This window comes from Wenjunlia vitaminophila DSM 41686, from assembly GCF_000380165.1.
Classification (GTDB): domain Bacteria; phylum Actinomycetota; class Actinomycetes; order Streptomycetales; family Streptomycetaceae; genus Wenjunlia; species Wenjunlia vitaminophila.
In genome coordinates, this window is the sequence record NZ_KB904664.1 from 30,532 (window position 1) to 55,574 (window position 25,043).

21 protein-coding genes are annotated in these 25,043 nt (G+C 72.3%); 13 read left to right on the forward strand and 8 right to left on the reverse strand.

Annotation, left to right across the window (positions count from 1 at the left end):
- The first annotated feature begins 83 nt into the window (after positions 1-83).
- Complete coding sequence (locus A3IG_RS29400; RefSeq protein WP_051087462.1) at positions 84-950, forward strand: IclR family transcriptional regulator; 867 nt, start codon at positions 84-86, stop codon at positions 948-950.
- A gap of 121 nt (positions 951-1,071) precedes the next feature.
- Positions 1,072-2,106 (forward strand): helix-turn-helix transcriptional regulator, encoded by a 1,035-nt coding sequence (locus A3IG_RS0111685; RefSeq protein WP_018383752.1) that lies wholly within the window; start codon positions 1,072-1,074, stop codon positions 2,104-2,106.
- Here A3IG_RS0111685 and A3IG_RS0111690 read toward each other — a convergent pair.
- Both A3IG_RS0111690 and A3IG_RS0111695 read right to left on the reverse strand, forming a co-directional pair.
- Positions 2,097-3,056 carry an SDR family oxidoreductase gene (locus tag A3IG_RS0111690; RefSeq protein ID WP_018383753.1) on the reverse strand — a complete coding sequence of 320 codons (960 nt, stop codon included), beginning with the start codon at positions 3,054-3,056 and terminating at the stop codon, positions 2,097-2,099. The genes A3IG_RS0111685 and A3IG_RS0111690 overlap by 10 nt on opposite strands.
- A 93-nt stretch (positions 3,057-3,149) precedes the next feature.
- Complete coding sequence (locus A3IG_RS0111695; protein WP_018383754.1) at positions 3,150-4,040, reverse strand: LysR family transcriptional regulator; 891 nt, start codon at positions 4,038-4,040, stop codon at positions 3,150-3,152.
- 78 nt (positions 4,041-4,118) lie between these two features.
- On the opposite strand from A3IG_RS0111695, the gene A3IG_RS0111700 reads away from it, so the two are divergent.
- From A3IG_RS0111700 to A3IG_RS0111710, 3 genes are all read left to right on the forward strand, one after another.
- Positions 4,119-5,072: an EamA family transporter gene (locus A3IG_RS0111700; RefSeq protein ID WP_078500327.1), complete on the forward strand. Its 954-nt coding sequence runs from the start codon at positions 4,119-4,121 to the stop codon at positions 5,070-5,072.
- A complete protein-coding gene (locus A3IG_RS0111705; protein ID WP_018383756.1) occupies positions 5,069-5,707 on the forward strand; it encodes an NAD(P)-dependent oxidoreductase in 639 nt (212 codons plus the stop codon). Before A3IG_RS0111700 ends, A3IG_RS0111705 begins: the two co-directional genes overlap by 4 nt.
- Before the next feature lie 107 nt (positions 5,708-5,814).
- Positions 5,815-6,456, forward strand: coding sequence for a class I SAM-dependent methyltransferase (locus A3IG_RS0111710; RefSeq protein ID WP_026220168.1), 642 nt, complete (start codon positions 5,815-5,817; stop codon positions 6,454-6,456).
- A 255-nt stretch (positions 6,457-6,711) separates the two neighbouring features.
- Here A3IG_RS0111710 and A3IG_RS0111715 read toward each other — a convergent pair whose 3' ends face one another.
- Both A3IG_RS0111715 and A3IG_RS0111720 read right to left on the reverse strand, forming a co-directional pair.
- Positions 6,712-7,374, reverse strand: a complete 663-nt coding sequence (locus tag A3IG_RS0111715) for a M23 family metallopeptidase (protein ID WP_236719177.1) — start codon at positions 7,372-7,374, stop codon at positions 6,712-6,714.
- Between the two features lie 254 nt (positions 7,375-7,628).
- On the reverse strand, positions 7,629-8,492 hold the full coding sequence (locus tag A3IG_RS0111720; protein ID WP_018383759.1) for an alpha/beta fold hydrolase: 864 nt from the start codon (positions 8,490-8,492) through the stop codon (positions 7,629-7,631).
- A 185-nt stretch (positions 8,493-8,677) separates the two neighbouring features.
- Between A3IG_RS0111720 and A3IG_RS0111725 the strand changes: the two genes are divergently transcribed.
- Positions 8,678-10,006, forward strand: coding sequence for an aminotransferase-like domain-containing protein (locus A3IG_RS0111725; protein ID WP_040911287.1), 1,329 nt, complete (start codon positions 8,678-8,680; stop codon positions 10,004-10,006).
- Positions 10,007-10,100: 94 nt separating this feature from the next.
- Here A3IG_RS0111725 and A3IG_RS0111730 read toward each other — a convergent pair whose 3' ends face one another.
- The 4 genes from A3IG_RS0111730 to A3IG_RS0111745 form a co-directional block, all read right to left on the reverse strand.
- Positions 10,101-10,970, reverse strand: a complete 870-nt coding sequence (locus A3IG_RS0111730; protein WP_018383761.1) for a class II glutamine amidotransferase — start codon at positions 10,968-10,970, stop codon at positions 10,101-10,103.
- A 97-nt stretch (positions 10,971-11,067) separates the two neighbouring features.
- Positions 11,068-12,507 carry a glutamate decarboxylase gene (locus tag A3IG_RS0111735; protein ID WP_018383762.1) on the reverse strand — a complete coding sequence of 480 codons (1,440 nt, stop codon included), beginning with the start codon at positions 12,505-12,507 and terminating at the stop codon, positions 11,068-11,070.
- 249 nt (positions 12,508-12,756) lie between these two features.
- Positions 12,757-13,125 (reverse strand): hypothetical protein, encoded by a 369-nt coding sequence (locus tag A3IG_RS0111740; RefSeq protein ID WP_018383763.1) that lies wholly within the window; start codon positions 13,123-13,125, stop codon positions 12,757-12,759.
- A 129-nt stretch (positions 13,126-13,254) separates the two neighbouring features.
- Positions 13,255-14,298, reverse strand: coding sequence for an RING finger family 4 domain-containing protein (locus A3IG_RS0111745; RefSeq protein ID WP_026220169.1), 1,044 nt, complete (start codon positions 14,296-14,298; stop codon positions 13,255-13,257).
- A 986-nt stretch (positions 14,299-15,284) separates the two neighbouring features.
- On the opposite strand from A3IG_RS0111745, the gene A3IG_RS29405 reads away from it, so the two are divergent.
- The 7 genes from A3IG_RS29405 to A3IG_RS0111780 all read left to right on the forward strand — a co-directional run bounded on the left by A3IG_RS29405 (position 15,285) and on the right by A3IG_RS0111780 (position 24,966).
- A complete protein-coding gene (locus A3IG_RS29405; protein WP_018383764.1) occupies positions 15,285-16,481 on the forward strand; it encodes a PP2C family protein-serine/threonine phosphatase in 1,197 nt (398 codons plus the stop codon).
- Between the two features lie 244 nt (positions 16,482-16,725).
- Positions 16,726-17,706, forward strand: coding sequence for a hypothetical protein (locus tag A3IG_RS35700; protein ID WP_157862294.1), 981 nt, complete (start codon positions 16,726-16,728; stop codon positions 17,704-17,706).
- Positions 17,707-17,891: 185 nt separating this feature from the next.
- Positions 17,892-20,378 (forward strand): molybdopterin oxidoreductase family protein, encoded by a 2,487-nt coding sequence (locus tag A3IG_RS0111760; protein WP_018383767.1) that lies wholly within the window; start codon positions 17,892-17,894, stop codon positions 20,376-20,378.
- The gene (locus tag A3IG_RS0111765; protein ID WP_018383768.1) at positions 20,375-20,866 is read left to right on the forward strand and encodes a hypothetical protein; all 492 of its coding nucleotides are present in this window, start codon (positions 20,375-20,377) and stop codon (positions 20,864-20,866) included. The genes A3IG_RS0111760 and A3IG_RS0111765 overlap by 4 nt, the downstream gene beginning before the upstream one ends.
- Positions 20,867-21,107: 241 nt before the next feature.
- Positions 21,108-21,749, forward strand: a complete 642-nt coding sequence (locus A3IG_RS0111770) for a pentapeptide repeat-containing protein (RefSeq protein ID WP_018383769.1) — start codon at positions 21,108-21,110, stop codon at positions 21,747-21,749.
- A 106-nt stretch (positions 21,750-21,855) separates the two neighbouring features.
- Complete coding sequence (locus tag A3IG_RS0111775; RefSeq protein WP_018383770.1) at positions 21,856-22,353, forward strand: GNAT family N-acetyltransferase; 498 nt, start codon at positions 21,856-21,858, stop codon at positions 22,351-22,353.
- Positions 22,354-22,569: 216 nt separating this feature from the next.
- Positions 22,570-24,966, forward strand: a complete 2,397-nt coding sequence (locus A3IG_RS0111780) for a terpene synthase family protein (RefSeq protein ID WP_018383771.1) — start codon at positions 22,570-22,572, stop codon at positions 24,964-24,966.
- Positions 24,967-25,043 lie beyond the last annotated feature (77 nt).

Consider the following 25,043-nt stretch of genomic DNA (forward strand, 5'->3'; position numbering starts at 1 on the left):
TGACCCGCGTGCCACTGCGCGCTGCGGAGCTTCATCCCGGATCTTTCCAATAATCGGTACGTCGATCTACCATCTGGAACGTCATGAAGCATACGCAGAGGTCCCACGGACCGACAGACCCCGGGGGTGCAGGCGTCGCAGCACCGGCGGACAGCGGCCGGCTGGTGGGGTCCGACCGGGTCCTGGCCGTCCTGAAGGAGCTGGCCCGGCATCCCGACGGGGTGGGGCTCGACGAGCTGACCCGGGCGATCGGCAGCCCCAAGCCGACGGTGCACCGGGCGCTCGGCGCGCTGCGTCGGGCGGGCCTGGCCGACCAGGACGTCCGCGGTCGCTACCTGCTCGGCGACGAGTTCCTGAGGATGGCCTTCACCCACCACGAGGCCCGCCCCGAGCACGTGCGCATCCGCCCGGTCCTCGAGGCGTTGGCCCACCGGTTCGGCGAGACCGCGCACTACGCGGTCCTCGACGGCCGGGAGGTCGTCTACCGCGCCAAGGTCGATCCACCCGCCGGCGCCGCCCGGTTGACCTCGACGGTCGGCGGCCGCAACCCAGCTCACGCGACGGGCGTGGGGAAGCTGCTGCTCGCGCACGAGTTGCGAGGGCTCGAGCAGGTGGAGGCATGGGTCGGCGACGTGCCGCTGGTGCGGCGGACGCCGCGGACCCTGTGCACGGCCGGGGAGCTGGACCGCGAGTTGCGGGCCATCCGGGAACGGGGATACGCCGTGGACGACCAGGAGAACGAGGCCGGTGTCAACTGCGTCGCCCTTCCCGTCTACGCCACCTCACCGGCCGCACCCTGCGGGGCGGTGAGCGTCAGCGCCCTGGCGTACCGGACGCCCCTGGGTGTCCTGACCGACGCGGTCGACGAGGTCCGCGGCGTCCTCGGTGCCCTGGGTCAGGGCGCCGGGCTCGCCGCCCACACCGGCTCCGACGCCTCCGGCCGCACCTGAGCCCGGCGGTCCGCCGCGCCGGAACGCGCGTGTTCCGGCGCGGGGAAGGGGGTGGTTCCGGGCCCCGTCCCGGAGGGCTGCCGGGGTCGGCGCTGGGCGCCGGGTCGGCCATCCTTGAGTCATGCGTGCCGCCCGCCTGATCCGCATGGCCCTCCTCGTGCAGTCGAGCCCCGGTGTGACCGCCGCGGCACTCGCCCGTGAGCTGGAGGTCTCCGAGCGCACCGTGATCCGCGACGCCCAGGCGCTGCAGGAGGCGGGCGTTCCCATCCGGTCCGAACGCGGTCGGGCCGGCGGCTACCACCTGGCGCCCGGTCACCGGACCCGGCTCACCACCCTCCACCCCACCGAGGCGGAGACGCTCTACCTCTCGGGTCTGCCGACGGCCCTGCGCGACCTCGGGCTGTCGGACGCGGCGGACACGGCCCGGCTGAAGCTGTCGGCCACCCTGCTCCCGTCGCTGCGCGCGGCGGCCGAGTCGTCCACGCGCCGCTTCCACCTCGACGCCCCGGCCTGGTTCCGCGAACCGTCGGCACCGGAGCTGCTGCCGGAGCTGGCCCGCGCCGTGTGGTCGGACCGCACCGTGGAGCTGGCGTACGCGCGGCCGGGCCGGGACGGCGCGCCGCCCCGTGTGGTGACCCGCCTGCTGGAGCCGTACGGGCTCGTCCTGAAAGCGGGGGTCTGGTACGTCGTGGGCCGAGTGCCCGGTGGGCGGGCGGGTCACGGGGGCGCCTGGCGTACGTACCGCGTCGACCGCGTCACGGCGCTCTCGCCCGCTGCCGGGGTCGACCAACCCTTCGTCCGCGACCCGTCCTTCGACCTCGCCACGCACTGGCAGGCGTGCGCTGCGGGATTCGCCCGGGCGCTGCTGCGCACGACCGTCACCGTGCGTCTGTCCGAGCGGGGCCTTCGCCGCCTGCCCGCCGTGGTGGACCCGGCCGGCGTCGGCGAGGCGCTGGCCTCGGCGACCGCGCCGGACGCCGCCGGGCGCGTCACGCTCGACCTTCCGGTGGAGTCGGAGGACGTCGCCTTCGGCCAGCTCACCGAGCTGGGCGCGGACGCCGAGGTGCTCGCCCCGGCGGGTCTGCGCTCCCGCTTCCGCGAACACGCCCGGCGCCTCGCCGCCCTGTACGGTGCCGAGCCGGAGGGTCAGCGGTAGTCGTCCGGCGTGCCCTCCTTGCCGCCGTACTTGACGTCCTGGAAGTACCCCCAGGCGTCGGGCTGGCTGCCGTCCACGTCGCGTACGCCGTATGCGCGGGCGAGTTCTCCGCTGGAGGTTGACTTCCCGTTCCAGCGGGCGGCCCGGTCCGGATCGGCGGCGAGGGCGGCGACCGCGCGGCCGAGGTAGGACGGCGACTCGGCGATGCCGAAGTCCGGTTCCTGGGCGACGGCGTCGCGCCAGTTCGCCTCGGTGACGCCGAAGTGGGTGAGCATCTGCTCGGAGCGCAGGAAGCCCGGCGTGACGGCGACCGCCGTGCCCCCGTACTCCGCGAGTTCCTCACCCAGCCCGAAGGCGATCCGGATCGGGGCGTTCTTGGCGAGGTCGTAGTAGAGGTTCTCGCGGTAACGGCGGTTGAACGCCGCCGTGCCGTCGGTGACCTCCACGTGCAGGGGTGCGTCGGAGCGGACCAGGAGCGGGAGGGCGAGTGCCGCGGTGATCACGTGTGAGCGCACCCCGAGTTCCAGGATGCGCAGGCCGTCGGCGAGCGGCGTCTCCCAGCTCTTCTTGCCGAAGACGGAGCCGACGAGCAGGTGCTCGCCGCCCCACAGGTCGTTGACGAGGATGTCGAGCCGCCCCTGCTCGTGGTCGATCCGCTCGACGAGGGCACGCACCCGCTCCTCGTCGAGGTGGTCGGTGGGGACGGCGATGCCGGTGCCGCCCGCCGCTGTGACCAACTCCGCGGTCTCCTCGATGGTCTCCGTCGTCCGGCCGACCTCGCTGACGTGCTTGCGGGTGGTGCGGCCGGTGACGTAGACGGTGGCGCCGGCGCGGCCGAGTTCGACGGCGAGGGCGCGTCCGGCCCCTCGGGTGGCGCCGGCGACGAGCGCGATCCGGGCGGTGAGCGGGCCTTCCTGGCCAGGGTGCTGGGTGTCGGTGTTCTTGTGCATGTTTCTACGGTGCACGCCAAAGGTGACAGTTTCCGTCACCTTTTTTTGGTGTTTCCGGTCGGCCGGGCGGTCGGTCGGGGCCGCAGCCGCGTTTCACGGGTCGTGCCGGTCCCGCGGCGTGATGTGGAGGACGGCGAGGAACGCCGACGCCGCTGGCGTGCGGCTGAACCGGCTCCAGACGACGTACTCCACACGGGTCGGCGCGTCAGTCACCTCGATGGTGACCACGCCAGCGAGCTGGGGCGCGTAGGCGGAGGGGAGCATGGCCACGCCGAGTCCCTGCCCGACGAGTCGAGCGATGAAGTCCGCGCTGGTCACTTCGAAGGCGACGTCACGGCTGAGACCGGCGGCCCAGAACGCCTGGTCGGACTGGGCACGTCCGGCTGTCCCGGCCGGTAGGTCCACGAAGACCTCGGCGGAGAGCCTGCGGAGGTTGACCGCTGGCTCTTCGGCGAGTGGATGGTCTGGTGCGACGACGGCGACGAGTCGTCCACGGGCGAGCTCCCGGGCGGCGACGCCCTGGGGCCGCTGCGTGGTCGGCAGCCCGAGGAACGCCACGTCGATGGCTCCCTGCCTGACCTGCTCGACGAGGTCCTCGCTCGCGCCCACACGCAGGCTGACGCGCACGTGGGGGTACTGCTCGCGGAAATCGTGCAGCGCAGCCGGGATGTCCACCGCGGCGACGGTGGGGATCAGGCCCACGGCGAGCCGTCCGCGCACCTCTCCGACGGCCGCGGCGACCTCGGCGGCCGCGCGCTCGGCGGCGTCCAGACACTGGCGGGCGGCCGGGAGGAACGCTTCACCGGCCGGCGTCAGCCGCACTCGGCGGCTGGTGCGCTCGAAGAGCCTCGCGCCCAGTTCCCGTTCCAGGCGCGCGATTTGGTGACTGAGGGCGGACTGGACGACCAGGCACCGTTCGGCGGCCCGGGTGAAGCTGTTCGTCTCGGCGACGGCGACGACGTACCGCATCTGCTGGAGCTCCATGAGTCCATCTTGGATTGAGATCGATGTCTTGACAAACATGCATTGGATTCATTGATCGCTTGGTATGAGACTGCGGGTATGACAAATCCAGCAGAACCGAGGGGTTCCGGAGGAACCAGCGGTGCTCCCCTCGGAGATCTGCCCCGTACCGCCCTGACGGCGTTCGCCCCCCTGGTGTGGGGCACGACCTACGTCGTCACCACCGAGCTCCTCCCAGGCGGACACCCCCTGTTCGCCGGACTCCTGCGCGCGCTGCCCGCCGGCCTGGTCGCACTGGCCATCACCCGGACGCTGCCGCGCGGGGCCTGGTGGGGCAAGGCCACCATGCTCGGCGTGCTGAACATAGGACTGTTCTTCCCGCTGCTGTTCACCGCGGCCGAACGGCTGCCGGGAGGCGTTGCCGCGACGTTGGCCGCCGTCCAACCGCTGGTCGTCGCCGTCCTGGCCGCGACCGTCCTGCACCAGAGTCCTTCCGCGTGGCACCTCCTGTGGGGCGTGACGGGGGTGGTGGGCGTCGGCCTGGTGGTGCTCGGACCACACGCGGCACTGGACGTCGTCGGGGTCGTGGCGGGTCTTGGGGGCGCCGTCTCGATGGCGCTCGGGGTGACCCTCACCAAACGCTGGGGGCGCCCCGCCGGGGTCGGTCCCACCGCCTTCGCCGGTTGGCAACTCACCGCGGGAGGGCTGTTCCTGGTACCCGTCACGTTCCTCGTCGAAGGGTCCCCTCCGGCGATCGATCCGACCGCCGCCGTGGGCTACCTCTGGCTGGGTCTGGTGGGCGGTCTGCTCGCCTACGTCCTGTGGTTCCGCGGCATCACCACTCTGCCCGTCAACTCCGTCGCGGTTCTCGTCCTGCTCTCGCCGCTGGTCGCCGCCGCCCTGGGAGCCGTCGTGCTCGGCCAGACGCTCGGCCCGGTCCAGCTCGTGGGGTTCGGGCTCTCCCTCGCCGCGATCGGCGCCGGACAGCTTCCCCCGCCCGGCCGCTCACCCGACTCCGTTTCCCCACCCACACCGAGAGGGACACCTCGATGAAGATCGCCGTCGTCGGAGCCGCGGGCATGGTCGGCTCACGCGTCGTCAGGGAAGCCGCGGACCGGGGCCATGCCCTCGTCGCGGTGTTCCGGAGAGACCCGTCAGCCGTCCTGCCGCCCGGGGTGACCGCCGCTGTGGGCGACGCCAACGACCGCGACCTCATGAGCGGGCTGTTCGACGGCGCCGACGCGGTCGTGGCAGCGACCCGCCCCGCCCCCGGGAACGAACACACCGTGGTCACGACCACCACGGCGCTGCTCGACGCGGCGGCGACAGCCGGGGCGCGCATCCTCGTCGTTGGCGGCGCCGCCCCCCTCCTGGTCCCGGGACGCCCCGGCCGGCTCGTCATCGACAGTCCGGAGTACGTTCCCCACCAGTGGCGCTCCATCGCCGCGGCCAGCGCCGCACAACTGGACGCCTGCCGAGCACACCCGGCCGACTGGGTCTATCTCAGTCCACCCGCCGTCCTCGAACCCGGACGTCGCACCGGCGCGTATCGACGCGGCACCACCACCCTCCTCACCGGCGCCGACGGCACCTCGCGCATCTCAGCCGAAGACCTCGCCGTGGCCGTCCTCGACGAACTGGAGGACCCCCGCGCGGACAGACACTTCACCGTGGGTTGCTCGGCCTGACGAGGGTGACGGGGCCGGTGCGACCTCCGAGGGGCGGCCGCCCCGGGACGGTCCCCAGGAACGCCCCGGACGGCCGTCAGCCGCTTCCGCGGAGCATGCTGGTCCGCATGAGTGATCACGCACAGCACGACTCCGTACGCCACAGCTACGACACTGTTGCCGAGGAGTACGCGGCCCGGTTGCACGACGAGCTCGCCGGGAAGCCGCTCGACCGGGCACTCCTCACCTGCCTGATGGAGCAGACGGAACCCGGCACCGCCATCGCTGACCTGGGCTGTGGCCCCGGACACGTGGCGGCCTGGCTCGCCGCGAACGGCGCGCGTGCGGTCGGGATCGACCTGTCCGCGGGCATGGTCGAAGCCGGCAGCCGCCGGTTCCCCCGGGTGGAGTTCCGGGAGGGTGACCTGCTGGACCTTCCCGCCTCGGACGGCGAGTTCGGGTCAGCGGTCGCCCTGTACACGATCATCCACCTCCGCCCCGGTGACCTGCTGCACGCCTTCGGGGAAGCGGCGCGGGTGCTGCGTCCCTCCGGACTCCTCCTGCTCTCCTTCCACATCGGTGACGAGGTCCTACACCTGGACGAGTGGTGGGGGCATGACGTGGACGTCGACTTCCGTTTCCTCGAGCCCGCGCACGTCGCCGGACTCCTGGAAGCGGCCGGGTTCGTCGTGGAGATGCGCCTGGAACGCTCCCACTACGCCCACGAGGTCGAGACCCGCCGGGCGTACCTGCTGGCTCGCCGCACCTGACACCGACCGCCGCAACCGCCGGGGGGCGGCGCGGGTTCCTGCGCGTTCGGGCCGGCGACGATCCGCACCGGGCCTTACCGTTCTTCGTCGCCCGTCACGACGCTGACACACCACCGCGGTGGAGGACCGCGGTGGTGGGGGGCCGGCCGTGGAACGGGGTCGAACCCCGAGTGGCCCGGCGGTGGTGCGCAGCCGGGCAGCCGCCGGGAGCCGGTCCCCGGCGGGCGTTCTCCCGGCCCGGCGTTCATCGGGCCGTCAGCATCCCTTCCACGCCGTCGTGTGGTCGTGCGGGTACGTGCGGCCGCAGAAGGCCGGCGGATGGGAAACCCAGTTGCTGCCCGACCAGTGCTGGGTGGAGATGTGCAGGTGGCACCCCGATGACTGGCCCTTGTTGCCGGTGTACCCGACGATGGTCGTCGTGCCGACGGTCTGGCCGACACTCACATTGATCGAGTCCATGTGCATGTACTTGAGCCGCCACTGCACCCCGTTGATGTATTTCGTCATGGTGAGGCGGCCGATCGTGTGGTCCACCGTGGCGACCGTCATGCCGTCCCAGATCGGGTAGAGCCGCTTGTAGCAGGGCGAACCCTTGAGGGCGAAGTCCAGTGCGTAGTAGTCGCTGTAGTGCGAACCGTTGTAGTAGTCGACGTGCAGGCCCTCGCCGTACCAGGAACCGGTGATGGTCCACGACTCCGAATAGTGCCACGGAGACGCCGAGGTCGACCCGTTCGGCGACGGGGTGGAACTGGAATGTGCGGCAGCCTGCGGCGCCAACGTGAGACACATGAAAAGGACCACGAATACGCCGACCAACCGCTGAACGAGATTTTTCAAGGAACATCCTCCGAAATTCTCGACCGGGGGTGCGCGGGCTGGCTGCACCACGCCGGCAGAAAATAGCAGCAGGATCTTCACGAATCAATGGGCCATCAACCGGCCAGAGGCTTCACTCCAATAATTCGGTTATGCCCCGAGTTCTGTTGAACCACTCGTTTCGACATCGACGATATCCCTCGATGTTCGGCTAAATACTCCGGTCGCGGATCAGTGAGCGCGTCGGCCAGGACCGGCTCGGGGAGAGCCCCGTGGCCACCCGTTCGGCCGCGGCGTGCGGGGCCGCGGCGTCGGTCGCGTCGACGCACAGCGCCAGCGCGAACCGACCGGCGGGGCTACGTCTGGAGCCCCGCCGACCCGGGTGACGTGCGCACCACCGGCGGCGCGGGGTCCCCGCCTCGGGCAAGGCTCCCCAGGAAGGAGGCCAGGGCGGCGTCGAACCGCTCCGGGCACTCGAGGTTCGGCAGATGACCCGCGCGCGGTATCACCGCGAGCTCGGCGTGGGGAATCCGCTCCGCGAGCAGGCGTGCGTCGGGGATCGGCGTGAACACGTCCTGCTCGCCCACGACCACCAGCGTCGGCACGGTGACGTTCGGCAGCATCCCGACGTAGTCCGGTCGTTCGGCCCGCCCGCGCAGCGCCGCGGCGGCACCCTCGGGGGAGGTGGCGCGCATCATCGTCAACACCGCTGACGCGACGTGTGGGTGGGTTTCGACGACGTGGGGGGCCACCATCGAGGACAGCACCTCCTGCGCGTACGGCGCCATGCCCTCACCGAGCAACCGGTCCGCCATGGCGTTGCGCCGCGCCCTGCCCTCCTCGGTCTCCGCGGGGGCGGAGGTGTCGGCCAGGACCAGGGCTCGAATCCGTTCGGGGAACAGCCGGTGGAACTCCATCACTATCTGCCCGCCCATGGACAGGCCGCCGAGCACCACCTCCGCCACGCCCAGGTGGTCCAGCAGGGCCGCGATGTCCCGGGCGAAGGTGGTGAGCGTGGTCCTGCCGGGAACGACGGTGCTCTCTCCGTAGCCGCGCAGGTCCGGGACGATCACCCGCCATCCGGCCCGGCTGAACGTGTCGAGTTGCGGGCGCCACATGCTCCGGTTGAACGGGTGGCCGTGCACCAGGACCAGCGGCTGCCCCGCACCCTGGTCGTCATAGGCGACGGTGACGCCGCCGCCGAGTGTGGCTGTGCTCATCGTGGGTGATCCGCCTCTCGCAACAACGCCCGTTTCCGCCGAGTTGTCCCGGCATCAGCCGTCTCGGGGCGTTCCCGATGTTAGGCACCTCCCCCTACTCGGTGCAATAGAAGAATTGCTCTCAGTGCAATATTGAGGAACCATGAGCGATTGCATGCTTGGAGGAACGCAGTCCGGAGGTGCTGATGGGCAACTACCAGGTGATCGCCGACGAGCTGGCCGCCGAGATCAACGCCGGGCGTCTGCGCCCGGGGCAGCGGCTGCCCCCTCAGCGCAGGTTCGCCCGACAGCACGGGATCGCCAGCTCCACGGCGTCCCGGGTGTACGCCGAACTGGTCAGGCGCGGACTCGTCACCGGCGAGGTCGGGCGGGGCACCTTCGTACGGGCCGGAACCGCGGCTCCCGAACCGGCGCTGGCCGAGCCGGCAACGGCCAGGGTCGACCTGGAGCTCAACGTCCCGGTGCTCGCGGACCAGGGCGCCGTGCTCGCCGCGGGGCTGGCCCGGATGACCCGCCCCGACGTGTTGGCCAACGGCCTGCGCCCGATCGGCGCCGCCGGGACGGAGGCGGCACGGCGGGCCACCGCCGCACTGCTGGCCCGCGCCGGCTGGGCCCCGGACCCGCGGCATGTCCTGTTCGCCGGCAACGGACGGCAGGCCATCGCCGCGGCCCTGGCAGCGGTCGTTCCCGCCGGTGAGCGCCTGGGTGTGGAGCGCTTCACCTATCCGGTGGTCAGGAGCATCGCTGCCCGCCTGGGCATCAGGCTGGTCCCCCTGGACATGGACGAGCACGGGGTGTTGCCGCAGGCGGTGACCGAGGCGTCGCCGCTGCGCGCCGTCTACCTGCAGCCCGCCGTGCACAACCCGTTGGGCACGACCCTGCCCGAGCACCGCCGTGCCGTCCTTGCCCGGGTGCTGCGCGAGGCTGATCTGTGCGCCATCGAGGACTCCGTCTACGGGTTCCTAAGCACGGACCTGCCGCCGCTCGCGGCCCGCGCGCCCGAGCGCACCATCCTGGTGGACAGCCTCTCCAAGCGGGTCGCCCCCGGCCTGACCCTCGGGTTCCTGGTGGCTCCGCCGGCGATGGTGCCGTCCGTGGCCTCGGCCCTGCGCTCGGGGGGCTGGGCCGCCACCCGGTTCCCGCTCGAGGTGGCGACCGGATGGATGACCGAGGGCACGGTCACCTCGCTGAGCCGGGCCAAGTTCCTCGACGCCACCGAGCGCCAGCGGATCGCCGCCGCGCAACTGGCCGGGTTCACCGTGCGCGCCGACCCGCACGGATACCACTGCTGGTGGGAGCTGCCCCCGCCCTGGCGCGCCGACACCTTCGTGGCCGCCGCCGCCCGTCACGGCGTCGCGGTCACCCCCGCCGCCGCGTTCACCGTCGACCCCGGTCACGCCCCCGGGGCCGTCCGGCTCGCTCTGGGCAGTCCCGGCCACGACGTCCTCGCCGAGGCCCTGGGCACCCTGGCCGCCCTCGCCAGGACCTCGCCAGAGGACGTCGTCACGGAGTAGCGGCCCCGACCCGGCGGTCACGGGGACCTCCGCCGCGCCGGCGGGTCCCGGTGCCCCGGGGCACGGTCACCGGGGACAGGGGCTGTTCGGCGGGCTACACGGCCTGTTGGGAGGCGGCGACGTCGGGGTGGAGGTCTCCCAGGGTGAGCCGGTGGGTGGGGGCCCCGGGCACCACGACGCGACTGTCCACGTGGTGGTCCGGGCCGATGTGGAGCAGTTCCCCGGGTGACAGCAGGCGCCAGTGGGGGTTGTCGTCCATCCGTTCGCTGGCGATCACCACTGCGGCGGTGGCGGCCAGGTCACGGGAGTGGACGCGCATGCGGCCCGCGGTGCCGCTGTGGTCCAGGTGGCGCGCCCCGTGCTGACCACCCGCGGGGCGGTGCAGGACGTAGAGCTTGTGGGTCTCGGGGTACCGCAGCGCCCAGAGGTGCTCGGGGTTGACCATCACCAGGTTCAGCGCGTAGACGGGCAGGTTGCGGGCGATCCATCCCGCGGCACGGGTGATGCCCGCGGTGACGTCGCCGCCGTGGGCGCGGATCTCCCGGGTGATCAGGGCGAAGAACCGTTCGGAATCGGTGTCCCCCGCCACCAGCTCCCGGTCAGGACCGAGGTGGGCCTCCAACGCGTCCAGGCCCTCGATCACGCCATTGTGGGCGAACAACCGCCCGTCCTGCGCGAACGGGTGGGTGTTGCGGGGCACGAGACCGCCGGTGGACGCGTAGCGGATGTGGGCGACGAACGTCGCGGACTGCACCTGCTTGGCGTCCGTGGCGAACGCCGAATCCCGGTACGCGGCCATGGGTGCCTTGTCGACCCGCGGAGTGCCGTCGACGTCGAAGAACCCGATGCCGGTCCCGTCCGGCTCGCGGTGGCTCTGGTCGCGCAGGCTGTCCGGAGCGTCCATGAGCCAGAAGGTGGCGTGGGTGCGCCACGGCGCACTGGTGAGACCGAACAGACGACACATCCTGGACTCCTCCGTCAGTAGTGCGGCGCGCACCCGCTGCACCACCGGCCGCGAACGTCGGGGCGGTGGGCCCGTCGGGGGTCGGGGCGCACGGCGGTCAGTGGTGGCCCGGAGAACGAGGGTTCTTCGTCTCGGCGCCGTGGGCGAACCCGCCGGCGTCCTCACCGCGGTGAGGCCGGCCCTGGCGCTCCAGGCGGGGCAGGGCCCGGCGCAGGTCGGCGACCAGCAGGTCAGCCAGGTCATGGCTGAAGCCGTTGCGCACCACGATGCGCAGCACGTGCAGATCGGTGCGGTTGGCGGGAAAGGAGTAGGCGGGCACCAACCAGCCACGCTCGCGGAGCGCGCAGGAGACGTCGTAGACGGTGGTCCCCTCCTGTCCTTCGCGGAGGGTGAAGGCGAACACCGGGAGCTCGGTGCCGTCGGTGATCAGCCGGAAGGGTCCGAGCTCAGCGATGCGCAAGGCCAGACGGGTGGCGACGTCCCGGCAGGTCTGCTGGACCCGCCGGTAGCCGTCGAGGCCGAGACGCAGGAAGGTGTAGTACTGGGCGACCACCTGTGCCCCTGGTCTGGAGAAGTTCAGCGCGAACGTGGGCATGTCGCCGCCGAGGTAGTTCACATGGAAGACGAGGTCGTCCGGGAGTGCCTGCGTGTCGCGCCACAGAGCCCAGCCCACGCCCGGCATCACCAGACCGAACTTGTGGCCAGAGGTGTTGATGGAGGCGACCCGCGGCAGCCGGAAGTCCCAGGTGACGTCCGGGTCGAGGAACGGTGCGACCATCCCCCCCGAAGCGCCGTCAACATGGATCGGGATGTCCCAGCCGGTGCGTCGGTGCAGGTGGTCCAGGGCGGTGGCGAGCTCCGCGACGGGTTCGTAGCTGCCGTCGAAGGTGGAACCCAGGACCGCGACGACGCCGACGGTGTTCTCGTCGCACAGCTCCACCGCGGCCCGCGGTGACAGGTGGTAGCGGTCGCCCTCCATCGGCACGTAACGGGGTTCGACGTCGAAGTAGTTCGCGAACTTCTCCCAGCAGATCTGCACATTGATGCCCATCACCAGGTTGGGCCTGTCCGCGGGGCGGCCCTCCGCGCGGCGGCGGTTGCGCCAGCGGCGTTTGAGGGCGAGACCGGCGAGCATCGCCGCCTCACTGGAGCCCGTCGTCGAGCAGCCGACGACCTGCCGCGGGTCGGGGGCGTGCCACAGCCGGGCCAGCATGTGCACGCACCGCGTCTCCAGTTCCGCGGTCTGTGGGTACTCGTCCTTGTCGATCATGTTCTTCTCGGCGCACTCGCCCATCAGCCGGAGCGCCTGCGGCTCCGCCCACGTCGACACGAACGTCGCGAGGTTCAGCCGGGCGTTGCCGTCCAGCATCAGCTCGTCGTGGACGATCTGGTAGGCGGTGTCCGGATCCATCTGGTCGCGGGGCAGGGCATGCCGCGGAACCCGCAGCGGCTCGCGGCTGAACACCGGGTTCACCAGCAGGTCCGGATGGTCGTCGAGGTCGCTCGGCGCACCGTAGTCCGGGTGTTTCAACGGCATCGGCGAGAACTCCTGTCCTGACCGTGTGTGCGGTGGCGGTGCCCGGTTCCGGAGGGTCGCCGGCGACGCGGGTCGGCGCCGGGCGGGGGACCCGTTGGATCGTCGTTCCCGTCGGGTGGCGCTGGATGTTCCCGGGCGCAAGAGGGGTACCCGGGAGTTGGCCGGAACACGCAGTGCGGCGCCCGCACCACCGCGAACGGGCGAACTGGCCGCTCCGGAGGAGCGCTCGGCCCCGGTCGCCTCCTCGGCTCACGGGGCCGGCCGCTCATGCCGGTGCGAGCGCGGAAACCAGGTCGGACGCGGACAGCAGACGGACCCGGTGGCGTCCACACCGGCCGGGTACACGGCGAACACCTCGCTGCCGTCCGGGCAGGGGAGATCACCGCGCAGCAGCCACGCCAGCCGCGCCTGCTCGGGTGCCACCCCGGGCAGGTCGTCCGTGGTCGGGGTGCCGATGCGGGAGGCGAACGCCGCGGTGTCCTCTCCGTCGCGGCGCCGGTAGGCGCCGTGGGAGCCGTCGGGGTACCGCACGAGAACGGTGTGTGCCGGCGCGGCCGCCTGCCACGTGGTCAGCTCACCGATGCTGACCCGGGCGGCGGAGGTGAACGGGCCCACCATCGCCCGTCCCAGTGCGGCCAGGCGTCCACGTGGCGGTGCACCGCGTGGTGGGTACCGGTGACGCCCTTGACGACGTCGAGCCAGCGCAGCTCAGGAGGCGGACCCTCGAGCCGGCGGCGGTGGCGGACGTCAACGGCCGCGCGACCACGCGTAGCCGTCGGGACAGGGCGTCGTCGGTGAGGCGGAACTCCCGCATTGCCGCGAAGGCGAGCGCCACCCGCGGGTAGCGGTCGGCGTACTCGAACGGGTGCAGGCACTCCGCGGCGCGCTTCCAGGCGGCGGAGTGGCGACGCAGGTCCTCGGCCACAGGGTCGGGTCCAGGCCGTCGAGGATGCCCAGCAGCGCACGGCGCTGCGGCCGGGACACGCCGGTGACGCGCGGGACGGTCACCAGGCCCGCGTCGCCGCCGCGGTGCGCCGCAAGCAGGCGCAGCACGTCGGTCGCGGTGTTGACCAGGGCCTTGGCCCCCGGCAGCGTCACCGGGTGGGCGGCCGGCTCCCGGAGCAGCCAGGCCAGGAGCAGGGCCTTGGTCTCCCGGCCCGGGACCGCCGCTGGCAGCCAGGACACGTCGGTGGGGTCCCGGGTGGCGAGCAGCACCCGGAGGTGTTCGGAGTCCTCGGGGCCCAGTGCGGCGCCCCGGGCGAGCAGGGCGTCCAGTTCGTTGCCGGCGTCCGCGGCGCGGTCCGCGAGGTGACCGCCGTGGGCGAGCACCCGCGGCCGGTCCGGCAGGGCCCGCCGTGCCGGACCGGCGGGACGCCGGTGCCGTGGCTGCCGCAGGAACGGGTCACCCGCGTCGATGCGGCGGTGGCATATCGGGCAGGCGGAGAAGTCCGCGCCGTCGAAGCAGGCGCGGCACACCGGGTGCGCGCACGGGGAGACCGGGTGGACGGTCCCTTCGGTACCGCACAGCGCGCACGGCTGACGTGGGGACTGCGACAGCAGCGCCGCGACACGGTCGGCGTAGAAGGCGACCGTGTCCGTCACGGTGCTGTCAGGGAATCCGCGGATCAGTGGGACGTGGTCACGGTCGGCGCCCAGCACGCGGTCGATGTCGGCCAGCAGGTCCCTGCCGGCCTCGGCGAGGGCCGAGGGGGTCAGCGCGGTCAGGGCCTGACGAAGGGGGGCCGACACCAGGTAGCCGCGCTCGAGGAGGTCGGCCTCCAGCAGCGTCACACCAGCGACCGTGTCCACCGCCGGGGCGGTGTCCGCGGACCGCGGCGCGTCGGGAGCCGGCAGGCAGACGGCTCCACGGCGGGACAACAGGACGGCGGCGAGACCAGGACGGCCCCCACGGCCGCCGTGGTTCCCGTCGTCGTGGTCGATGCCATGCTTTGGTCCTCCCCCCTCTTCTGTCCGTGCGGCCCGGGGCCGATGGCGATCACAGGTGCCGACGAGCCGCGCTTTCCTTGGTGACCCGTGGCGTCAGCGCTCAGGTTTTCACGCGGTTCCCGGGAACGCGGAAGGAAATACCGGAAGCGGTACACCACTTCTCTTCTCCGTCCCGGGCTCTCCACGAGAACGAACAAGCCGAGGGTCGTTCGTCGGAAAAGGTAGCGACATCAAGGAAAGCGGCACCGGCGCCGATGGCGTGGTTGTCGCGGAGCCCGGGCGGCGGTGTGGCGCTGCGGTGAGGTCCGCACGGGACCGTCACGGTGCGGGCCGATCCGGATGCTGCGCGATTCGGCGGCTGATGCGATTCGGGTGCTGGTGCCCTTGGGTGCGGGGCGGGAAGTGAGAACGCTCGGCATCTTTAATGAGGTACTGGAGAAGGAAGCGCGCTCGGAGCCGCCCCGCGGAACTGAAACTAACGCACCGGTCCCGGGTGCCGCACCGGAGTATGTTCCCCGCCCGCCGCCATTCGGCGGGGGCCGTTCCCGGAAAGTCCGCACGCCCCCTGGAGGGTGGGATCGGCCCGGTCACGTCAGGTGGGGAACGGGGCGGTGCCGAGGTGGGCGTCAGGGTGAGCTGGCCCGGTGTCGGCGTGCGTCGCGCTCCACCCGGACCCGGGGCGTAGCAGGGTGTGAACGGGCCGCCTCCGAGGCGCCCACTCGAGCAGGGGCGCGAACAGGAGGAGCGAGATGGCAGGGGCACGAGCCCGCGGTCATGCCGAGCACGAATGGCCCCGGTGGGGTGGGGCCCCGCCTCCCACCTGGGTCCGCATGATCCCGGTCGTGCTGCTGCTCGCCCTCGCCGTGGTGAACACGGTTCTGGAGAACAGGCCGAACCTGGGGCTTCTCCTCGCCGCGATCCCCCCGTTGGCGGCACTGTGGTACGGGCCTGTCGCCACCGCGGTGTTCGGCGCCGCCGCGCTGGGCATCCTGCTCCTGCCCATGGTGCAGTCCCAACAGCCCGCCAAGACCGACATCGTGGTCATCGCCTCCGTGTCCCTGGCCAGTGCCTTCTTCGCCCAGGTGCGCATGCGTCGTGAGGCGCAGCTCGTGAGCGTGCGGACCGTGGCCGAAGTGGCCCAGATGGCCGTGCTGCCGCCGCTGCCGGAACGCGTCGCCCACGTGCGCTGCGGCGGCATCTACCGGGCGGCCCTGCGGGGGACACTGGTCGGCGGGGACCTGTTCGACGTGCGACGCAGCCCGTACGGCGTACGGGCCCTGGTCGGGGACGTCCAGGGGCACGGGCTCGCCGCGGTCGACACCGTCAGCGCCATCCTCGGCGCGTTCCGTGAGGCCGTGCTGGACATGCCCGACCTCGCCGGCGTCGCTGACCGACTCGACCGCCGACTGCTCGTCGACGCGGCCGACGCCCGCGACGAACGCCACACGCGGAGGTCCGGGGGTTCCCCCGCCGCCCAGACGGTCCGGGCGGCGGCGGACGACCGGGTACTGGGCACCGTCATCGCGCAACACGACCGGAGGAAGCAGGACGACGGCCCCGAGAGCTCCGAGTTGCTCGCCACGGCGGTCCTCCTGGAGTTCCCCAGCGGGCAACCCGTGGTCCGGGTGATCTCCCGGGGACACCCGCCCCCGCTCCTCCTGCGGGGGAACCACGCCGCGGAACTGCCCGTCGAACCGGACACGCCGTTGGGGTTGGGCATGCCGGTGCCCGCCCCGTCCGCGACACTCACCATGACGCTGCGCCCCGGCGACCGGCTCCTGGTGCACACCGACGGCCTCACCGAGGCGCGCAACACCGCCGGTGAGTTCTACCCCCTGAAGCAACGGCTGGCCGTCCTCACCAGCCCCCGTCCGAACGGGGCGGACGCGTCCGAGGGCACGGCCCGTCCTCCCAGTGACCCCGCGATCCTGGTCAACATGATCTGGCACGACGTCATCACCTTCGCTGGCGAGATCCAGGACGACGTGGCCGTGCTCGCCTTCGATCCCGACCTCCCCCCGGTCTAGCTCCACGGTTGTGACGGGGCGGGGGCGCGGGCATCGCCGGGAGGCCGCGCCGAGGACGTCCTGGCGGACGGTGGTGGCAGCGGGGTGGCGGATGTTGCCGTGGGCGGAACCGTTCGACTTCGGGTTTCCGTGATACTGGTGACACCGAGCCAGGGGAGTTCACGGGTCGGTGACGGCGCGAGTCGGTCCAGCACCGGCCTGGACGCCGGGGCCCGCAGCCGTTGTCCGTCACGGGGGAATCACCATGACCGAACCAGCGCAGCACGCACGACCCGTTCCGCCATCCGGCGCGCCGGGGGTGCCACCGGTCCCGCCGCAGCCACCGACCGCGCCGCCTCCTCCCACCAGCACGCCCACGGCCCACCTGGCGGTGCCCGCCGCACCGACCAGCACGCCCACGGCGCACCTGGGCGTGGTGGCCGCACCCAGCAGTACACCCACGGCCCACCTGGGCACGGTGGTCCCGGTGCAGCAGACCCCCCGTCCGGGTCCTGACAGCCCTCCCCCACCGTCCCATCCTCCGACGGCCCCGCCCCTGCCGGGCGACGTGTCCGACGCACGCTGGCGGCCCCCGAGTGCCGGGCTGCTCGGCGGTGACACCCCGCCCCCGGACACCTCCGGCTCCGATGACCCGCGGTCAGCCAGGCCGCGTCGCTGGGTGGTTCCCGTGCTGGCCGGCGCGGCGCTGACGGCCGCGGTGGCGGTGACCGTGGCCGTGGTGGCCACCGGTGGGGAGCAGGAGCACCGGCGGAGCCCGGCGGCGGGCGAGCGGCCGTCCACCTCCGCATCGCCCTCCAGCCCGGTCCAGGCGCCACCGTCCGAGCCCACGGCCGCGGCGCCTGCCCCGAGGAGCCCGGCCCCGGCCACCTCCACGCCGACACAGGACGTGGCGCCGTCCCCGACGGACGAACCCGAGCCCTCGCCCACCCGGACACCTCCCGCCCGGGTGGTCACGGAGTACTACACCGCGATCAACGAGGGTGACTACCGGCGGGCCTGGGACCTGGGGGGCAGCCACTTCGCGGACTCCTACGAGGAGTTCGCCGCCGGTTTCTCCGAGACCGAACACGTGCGGGTGGAGATCGTCAGCGTGGAGGGCACGTCGGTGCGGGTGCGGATCGACGCCACCGAGACGGGCGGGCACCGGTACTTCGCGGGTGCCTACACCGTACGCTCCGGCGTCATCGTCGACGGCGACGTGCGGGCGGCGGAGGCGTGGGGCTGAACCGTCCGGCGGAGGGCGGCTGAGGGGTCGGGCCCGCTGCGGGAGGGGAGCGCCGAAGCGGGTGGGTCACCAGTCGGGGGAACGTGACCGCTGCCGAACGGGGGGTGTCCTTCGCGGTCCGCATGCGAGGTGACGAAGTGGGGTACGCGCGCCGGTGACCTGTCCCGAGCAGTGGGAGGCGCGCCGTGGACGCTTCGGTTGACCGGATCGCGGACCCCTGGGGAGGACGCACGCCCTACGGCCCCGGCACCGCCTGGCCCGTCCGCACCGACACGTACCTGGAGGACGGAGTCGCGCCGCAGGACGTGGACCAGTGGGTGCAGACCTCCTCCCTGCTGCACTCCAACGGGGACGCGATGGACGTCGCGGTGCGCGACGGCAGGATCGTGGGGGTGCGGGGGCGCGGGGCGGACCGGGTCAACCGCGGACGTCTGGGACCCAAGGACCTGTTCGGGTGGCAGGCGGTGGCCTCCCCCGCCCGACTCACCCGGCCGCTGGTCCGGGACGGTGACCGCCTGGTGGAGTGCGACTGGCCCACCGCGATGGACCGCGTCGTCACCCGCTCCAAGGAACTGCTGCGGCAGCGCGGGCCGAGCTCGATCGGCTTCTACACCAGCGGACAGTTGTTCCTCGAGGAGTACTACACCCTGACGGTCATCGCCCGGGCGGGCATCGGCACCAACCACCTGGACGGCAACACCCGGCTGTGCACGGCGACCGCCGGCGAGGCCCTGAAGGAGACCTTCGGCTGTGACGGCCAGCCCGGCTCGTACACCGACGTGGACCACGCCGACACCATCGCCCTCTTCGGCCACAACATGGCCGAGACCCAGCCGGTGCTGTGGGCGCGGGTCCTGGACCGGCTGGCCGGGACGGCACCGCCCCGCCTGGTCTGCGTGGACCCCAGGCCGACCCCGGTGGCCCGCCGGGCCCAGGTGCACCTCGCGCCCCGCGGGGGCACCAACGTGGCCCTGCTCAACGCCCTGCTGCACGAGATCATCCGGACCGACCGGGTGGACCACGCCTATGTGCGGGCCCACACCGTCGGCTTCGAGGAGCTCGCCGACCGCGTCGCCGACTGCACCCCGGAGTGGGCCGCGCGCATCTGTGACGTCCCGGCCCGGGCGATCAGCGAGGCGGCCGACGTCATCGGCACCGCGGAGCGGTTGCTCTCCACGGTCCTGCAGGGTGTCTACCAGTCGCACCAGGCCACCGCGGCGGCCGTCCAGGTCAACAACCTGCACCTGCTGCGGGGGATGTTGGGCCGGCCGGGCTGCGGGCTGCTCCAGATGAACGGTCAGCCCACCGCGCAGAACACCCGTGAGTGCGGAGCCAACGGAGACCTGCCCGGGTTTCGCAACTGGGAGAACGACGCGCACGTGGCCGAGCTCGCCCGGGTGTGGAACGTCGCCCCGGAGGCCATCCCCCACTACGCGCCGCCGACCCCGGCCATGCAGATGTTCCGCTTCGCCGAGGCGGGGTCGTTGCGGATGTTGTGGATCAGCGGCACCAATCCGGCGGTGTCCCTGCCGGAACTCGCCCGCGTCCGCGCCATTCTCGCCCAGGAACGCCTGTTCACCGTCGTCCAGGACCTGTTCCTCACCGAGACCGCCCGCCTCGCCGACGTGGTGCTGCCCGCCGCCACCTGGGCGGAGAAGACCGGCACCTTCACCAACGCGGACCGCACGGTGCACCTGTCGGAGAAGGCGGTCGATCCTCCGGGGCTCGCCCGGGCGGACCTGGACATCCTGCTCGACTACGCCCGCCGGATGGACTTCCGGGACAGGGACGGTCAGCCGCTGGTGCACTGGCACGACCCGCCGTCGGCGTTCGAGGCGTGGAAACTCTGCAGCGCGGGTCGGCCGTGCGACTACACGGGCCTCAGCTACGAGCGTCTGCGCGGCGGCAGCGGCATCCAGTGGCCCTGCACCGACCAGGCCCCCGAAGGCACCGAGCGCCTCTACACCGACGGCATCACCTGGGCGGGCGCGGACGTCAGCGAGACCTACGGCAGGGACCTGGTCACCGGCGCCTCGGTGAGCGAGGTGGAGTACCGGGCGTTGAACCCGGACGGCAAGGCCGTGCTGAAGGCCGCCGAGTACCTGCCGCCACACGAGGAGACGTCCGAGGAGTTCCCGCTCCAGCTCAACACCGGTCGTACTCTCTACCACTTCCACACCCGCACCAAGACCGGGCGCGTCCCCCAGCTCGACGCCGCCGCCCCCGACGTGTGGGCCGAGCTGTCCCCCGCCGAGGCCGAGGCCCGCGGGCTCGCCGAGGGGGACCTGGTGGAGGTCACCACCCGGCGCGGCTCCGTCCGGGGCCGGCTCAGGGTCACCGCGATCCGCGACGGCATGGTCTTCCTGCCCTTCCACTACGGATACTGGGACGCCCCCGGTGGGGACCGCCCGGCCGTGGGCGGTGCCGGGCGGGCCGCCAACGAGACCACCGTCACCGACTGGGACCCGGTCTCCAAACAGCCGCTGTTCAAGATCTCCGCAGCGAGGATCACCCTGGTGGAGCACGGCGACGGCACCCCCGCGCCGGCACCGACCACCACCGCCTCGGCGCCCGTCGCTCCCGCGGACGTCCCCGCCACGGTCGGCGGCGCCCTGGCACACGCGTCCCAGGTCGTGCCCGACGCCGAAGCAGGCGACGGGAGCCGGTCATGAACGGCGTCGGCCTCGCCCTGCGCGCCCTGGACCACGGGGAGCGGCGCCTAGAGCACAGGTTCCTCGCCGCCGCGCAACGCCACCGCACCGAGCACGAGTTCTGCCACGTCGCCGGGGACCTCGCCCGCTGGTCCCGGGAACACCACACCCGGCTCGTCGCCGTGGCGGCCCAGCGCGGCCTGAACCTGCGCTGGCCCTCGAGCAACCGCTCGTCCGACCTGCTGGCCGGGGTGCGGACCAGGGCCGCGGAGGCCGTCGGGCGCCGTCCTGAGCCCGGTCTGCTGCTCCTGCGTGACCTGCGCGAGCTGTACCTCGCCGCCTCCAGGAACTCCCTGCACTGGGAGATGCTGGCCCAGGCCGCGCAGGCGACCAGGGACACCGGGCTGCTGGACGTCGTCTCCCGCTGCCACCCGCAGACCCTGCGACAGGTCCGCTGGACCAACACGATGATCAAGACACTGTCCCCCCAGGTGCTGACGGGGTTGTGAGGAGGACGGCTCGGTCGGTGAGGCCACCCAGTCCCCACACCCAGGCACCCGGGCCCTGCCCCTCGGCCACGGGGAGCAGCCGGAACGAGGTGCGGGACCCGTTGTGTAAGGTGCCGGAAGCGCCACCCGCGGCTCCGTCCCGTCGAACGCTCCCGTCAACCGGGCCCACCTCCGTGGCACACCCGCACGGGACACCAGGACGTCCCTTTCCCCGTCCGAACCAACCCGAGGGACAACCACCGTGTCCATCCGGCCAGAGCGCGCCAACGTCGACCCGGTCTCCCACGAGGCACCTGTTCCCGACGCCGAGCGCGTCACCCGCCACGAGGACTGGTACGCCCGGGACATCTCCGGTTGCAGCTACACGCGGCACACCTTCCTGGACACCGACTTCACCGAGGTCGTCGAGCACGGAGCGGTCTTCACGGAGTGCACCTTCGCCAACGTTCGGTTCAACGCCTCCCGGCACACCGCCGCGGCGTTCACCAACTGCACGTTCCGCCGCTGCACCTTCTTCGACACCGCCTTCACGGACTGCAAGATGGTCGGCAGCCTGTTCCAGATGTCGGAGTTCACCCTGTTCCGGGTCGAGGGAGGGGACTGGTCCTTCACCGGCTTTCCGGGGGCCGATCTGCGCAAGGCGCACTTCGACGGCCTTCGCATGCGGGAGGCCGACCTCACCGGGGCACGGCTGGAGGAGGCAACGCTGACGAACACCGACCTGTCCGGTGCCATGTGGCACAGCGCGAACCTGACCGGGGCCGACCTCCGCGGCACCGACCTGTCCGCGCTGGACCCCCTCACCGTGCGCCTGCGGGGCGCACGGATCGACCTGGCGCAGGCGGCCGTCATCGCCTCGGCCCTCGGTCTCGACGTCGGCTGACAGGACGGGGGCGAAGCGCCGGGACGCGCGGTCCACGGCTCCGGGACAGGCGGAAGCCCACCGCTGACCAGGAACTGCGTTGCCGGGCAGGTGGGCAGCGGCTAGCGTGCGCCCGGTGCAGATTCGACAGTTCACTGACGCCGACTGGTCCCAGGTGTGGCCGATCGTCCGGGACGTGGTGCGCGCCGCGGACACGTTCACCTACGACCCCACCATGACCGCCGAGCAGTCGCGTGCGACATGGGTGGAGCAGCCGCCGGGGCTGACGGTGGTGGCGGTGGAGGGCGACCGTGTCATCGGCACCGCGAAGATGGGTCCCAACCGTCCCGGCCCGGGGGCGCACGTCTCGACGGCGAGCTTCATGGTGGCTTCCGGGGCGCGGGGGCGCGGGGTGGGTGGTTCGCTGTGCCGGTTCGCGTTGGACTGGGCGCGGCAACAGGGCTACGCGGGCATGCAGTTCAACGCGGTCGCCGAGTCCAACCACGCGGCGGTGGCGCTCTACCGGCGGCTCGGCTTCAGGGTGGTCGGCACGGTGCCCGGGGCTTTCGCCCACCCGACGCGGGGGCGGGTCGGCCTGCACGTGATGTACTGCCCGTTCGGCTGAGGCGGGTCGGGGGTCCGTGCCACGGCGGGGAGCCGGAACCGCCCGTCACGCGAGCAACCCGGCGCTGGCGCCGGGTTCACTCGTTCGCGTGGAGTTCCGGTCCGGCACCTGGGCAGGGTGAAGGCGAAACCCTCACCATTACTTAACGCGTCGTGTCGATGACGTTCCGTAGCCGCTCTTGTCTTTCTCCGTGGTGCCGCGGGGAGGCGCGGCCCGATGGAACCGGCGACGGCGCCGCCCCGGGTACCGACCCGCACGGGCGAGGACCGCCCCACCGCCCTCAGGAGGCCAGCGATCGACGAGAAGCGTGATCCGCAGCCGTTCGACCTGCCGGAGTTCTACACGCCGTACCCCGCCCGGCTCAACCCGCACCTCGACCAGGCCCGGGCCCACTCCACCCGGTGGGCCCGGGACATGGGGATGCTCGAGGGGTCGGGGATCTGGGAGCAGGCCGATCTCGAGGCACACGACTACGCACTGCTGTGTGCCTACACCCACCCCGACGCCACCGGCCCTGACCTGTCGCTGGTGACCGACTGGTACGTGTGGGTGTTCTTCTTCGACGACCACTTCCTGGAGTTGTTCAAGCGCACCAACGACCGTCGCGGCGGCAAGGCGTACCTGGACCGTCTGCCGGCGTTCATGCCCCCGGACCCCGACGGGACGCCGCCCCCACCGGAGAACCCGGTCGAGGCCGGGTTGGCCGACCTGTGGGCCAGGACGGTGCCGTCGATGTCGGCGCACTGGCGCGCCCGGTTCGCCGAGTCCACCCGCAACCTGCTCAACGAGTCGCTGTGGGAGCTGTCCAACATCGACGCCGGTCGCGTCCCCAACCCCGTCGAGTACATCGAGATGCGGCGGAAGGTGGGCGGTGCCCCCTGGTCGGCGGGCCTCGTGGAGTTCGCGGCCCACGCCGAGGTCCCCGAGGCCGTCTCGGACTCCCGTCCGCTGCGGGTGCTGCGGGACGCCTTCTCCGACGGGGTGCACCTGCGCAACGACCTGTTCTCGTACCAGCGCGAGACCCAGCAGGAGGGCGAGATGTCCAACGGGGTGCTGGTGCTCGAGACGTTCCTCGACTGCTCCACGCAGGAGGCCGCCGAGGTGGTGAACGACCTGCTCACCTCCCGGCTCCAACAGTTCGAGCACACCGCCCTCGCCGAGGTGCCCGCGCTCTGCGCCGAGTACGGTCTCGACCCGCGGCAGGTGGCGGACGTCACGGCGTATGTGAAGGGGCTCCAGGACTGGCAGGCCGGCGGCCACGAGTGGCACCTGCGCTCGAGCCGGTACATGAACGAGGGACAGGTGGCGACGGGCCAGCCCGCGCCCGGCGGGCTCCGGCTCCCCGGCCCCACCGGCCTGGGCACCAAGGCTCTGCTCCCGACGACCACCAGCCGGGCCGAGGTGGCCAGGGCCCGCCGGTTCACGCACGTCCCGCACCAGCGGGTCGGGCCGTCGCGGCTGCCCGAGATCTCCATGCCGTTCGCCACCCGGCTCAGTCCGCACCTGCCGGGCGCCCGACGTGCCCTGGTCACCTGGGCCCAGCGCATGGGCATCCTCGAGCCCCAGCCCGGCGTGCCCGGATCGCACGTCTGGGACCGGGAGCGGCTGCTGGACTACGACCTTCCGCTGTGCGCCGCCGGCCTGCACCCGGACGCGTCGCCCGCGGAGCTCGACCTCGTCTCCGCGTGGCTGGCCTGGGGCACCTACGGCGACGACTACTACCCCGTCGTGTTCGGCCGGACCCGCGACCTGGCCGGCGCCAGGATCTGCACCGAACGGCTCGCCGCCTTCATGCCCTTGGAACACCCCGGGACGCGGCTGGCACCGGCCAACGCCCTCGAACGCGGGCTCGCGGACCTGTGGGCGCGTTCCGCCACGGGGATGCCCCTGCCTGCCAGGCGAGCCCTGCGGGGTGCGGTCGAGGAGATGACGGGCAGTTGGCTGTGGGAGCTCGACAACCAGGCGCTCAACCGCATCCCCGACCCGGTGGACTACATGGAGATGCGCCGGCTGACCTTCGGCTCACGGCTGACCATGAGCCTGTGCCGGCTGTCCCACTCCCACGGCGTTCCGGACGAGGTCTACGCCAGCGGCACGGTTGAGCTGCTGGAGAACGCCGCCATGGACTTCGCGTGCCTGGTCAACGACGTGTTCTCCTATCAGAAGGAGATCGAGTTCGAAGGCGAGGTGCACAACGCGGTGCTCGTGGTGCAGAACTTCTTCGACTGCGACTACCCGACGGGGGTCGCCATCATCGGTGACCTGATGAACGACCGCATGGCTCAGTTCCAGCACGTCACGGCGCACGAGTTGCCCGTGCTCTGCGACGACCTCGGTCTCGGTCCTGAGGCCCGCCAGGCGCTCCAGGCGTACCTGCGGGACCTGGAGAACTGGCTCTCGGCCATCCTCACCTGGCACCACGGGTGCCGTCGCTACACCGAGGCGGACCTGAAGCGGCAACAGTCCCGCCCGCCCCGGCTCACCTCGTCCGCAGCGTCCCCGACGGTCGGGGCAGGCGGCGCGAACGCCGACCGGGTGCGGCCCGGCCTGCCGGCCGGCCCCACCGGCCTGGGGACCTCGGCGGCCCGGCTCAGCTCGACCGTGCCCGCCTAGGGGCTGTCTGATAAGTAGCGCCGCCCGGGGCGCGCCGCTTGGCGCCCGCGAAGACCACCGGCCCCCGCCTGGCGGTG

Excerpts from the sequence above, each read along its gene's own strand:
- A3IG_RS0111695 (WP_018383754.1), bottom strand. The coding sequence starts at position 4,040 with ATGGAGCTCCAGCAGATGCGGTACGTCGTCGCCGTCGCCGAGACGAAC.
- A3IG_RS0111720 (WP_018383759.1), bottom strand. The coding sequence starts at position 8,492 with ATGAGCACAGCCACACTCGGCGGCGGCGTCACCGTCGCCTATGACGAC.
- A3IG_RS35700 (WP_157862294.1), top strand. The coding sequence starts at position 16,726 with ATGACCGAACCAGCGCAGCACGCACGACCCGTTCCGCCATCCGGCGCG.
- A3IG_RS0111710 (WP_026220168.1), top strand. The coding sequence starts at position 5,815 with ATGAGTGATCACGCACAGCACGACTCCGTACGCCACAGCTACGACACT.
- A3IG_RS0111780 (WP_018383771.1), top strand. The coding sequence starts at position 22,570 with ATGGAACCGGCGACGGCGCCGCCCCGGGTACCGACCCGCACGGGCGAG.
- A3IG_RS0111725 (WP_040911287.1), top strand. The coding sequence starts at position 8,678 with ATGGGCAACTACCAGGTGATCGCCGACGAGCTGGCCGCCGAGATCAAC.
- A3IG_RS0111730 (WP_018383761.1), bottom strand. The coding sequence starts at position 10,970 with ATGTGTCGTCTGTTCGGTCTCACCAGTGCGCCGTGGCGCACCCACGCC.
- A3IG_RS0111685 (WP_018383752.1), top strand. The coding sequence starts at position 1,072 with ATGCGTGCCGCCCGCCTGATCCGCATGGCCCTCCTCGTGCAGTCGAGC.
- A3IG_RS0111690 (WP_018383753.1), bottom strand. The coding sequence starts at position 3,056 with ATGCACAAGAACACCGACACCCAGCACCCTGGCCAGGAAGGCCCGCTC.
- A3IG_RS29405 (WP_018383764.1), top strand. The coding sequence starts at position 15,285 with ATGATCCCGGTCGTGCTGCTGCTCGCCCTCGCCGTGGTGAACACGGTT.
- A3IG_RS0111705 (WP_018383756.1), top strand. The coding sequence starts at position 5,069 with ATGAAGATCGCCGTCGTCGGAGCCGCGGGCATGGTCGGCTCACGCGTC.
- A3IG_RS29400 (WP_051087462.1), top strand. The coding sequence starts at position 84 with ATGAAGCATACGCAGAGGTCCCACGGACCGACAGACCCCGGGGGTGCA.
- A3IG_RS0111765 (WP_018383768.1), top strand. The coding sequence starts at position 20,375 with ATGAACGGCGTCGGCCTCGCCCTGCGCGCCCTGGACCACGGGGAGCGG.
- A3IG_RS0111735 (WP_018383762.1), bottom strand. The coding sequence starts at position 12,507 with ATGCCGTTGAAACACCCGGACTACGGTGCGCCGAGCGACCTCGACGAC.
- A3IG_RS0111700 (WP_078500327.1), top strand. The coding sequence starts at position 4,119 with ATGACAAATCCAGCAGAACCGAGGGGTTCCGGAGGAACCAGCGGTGCT.
- A3IG_RS0111740 (WP_018383763.1), bottom strand. The coding sequence starts at position 13,125 with ATGGTGGGCCCGTTCACCTCCGCCGCCCGGGTCAGCATCGGTGAGCTG.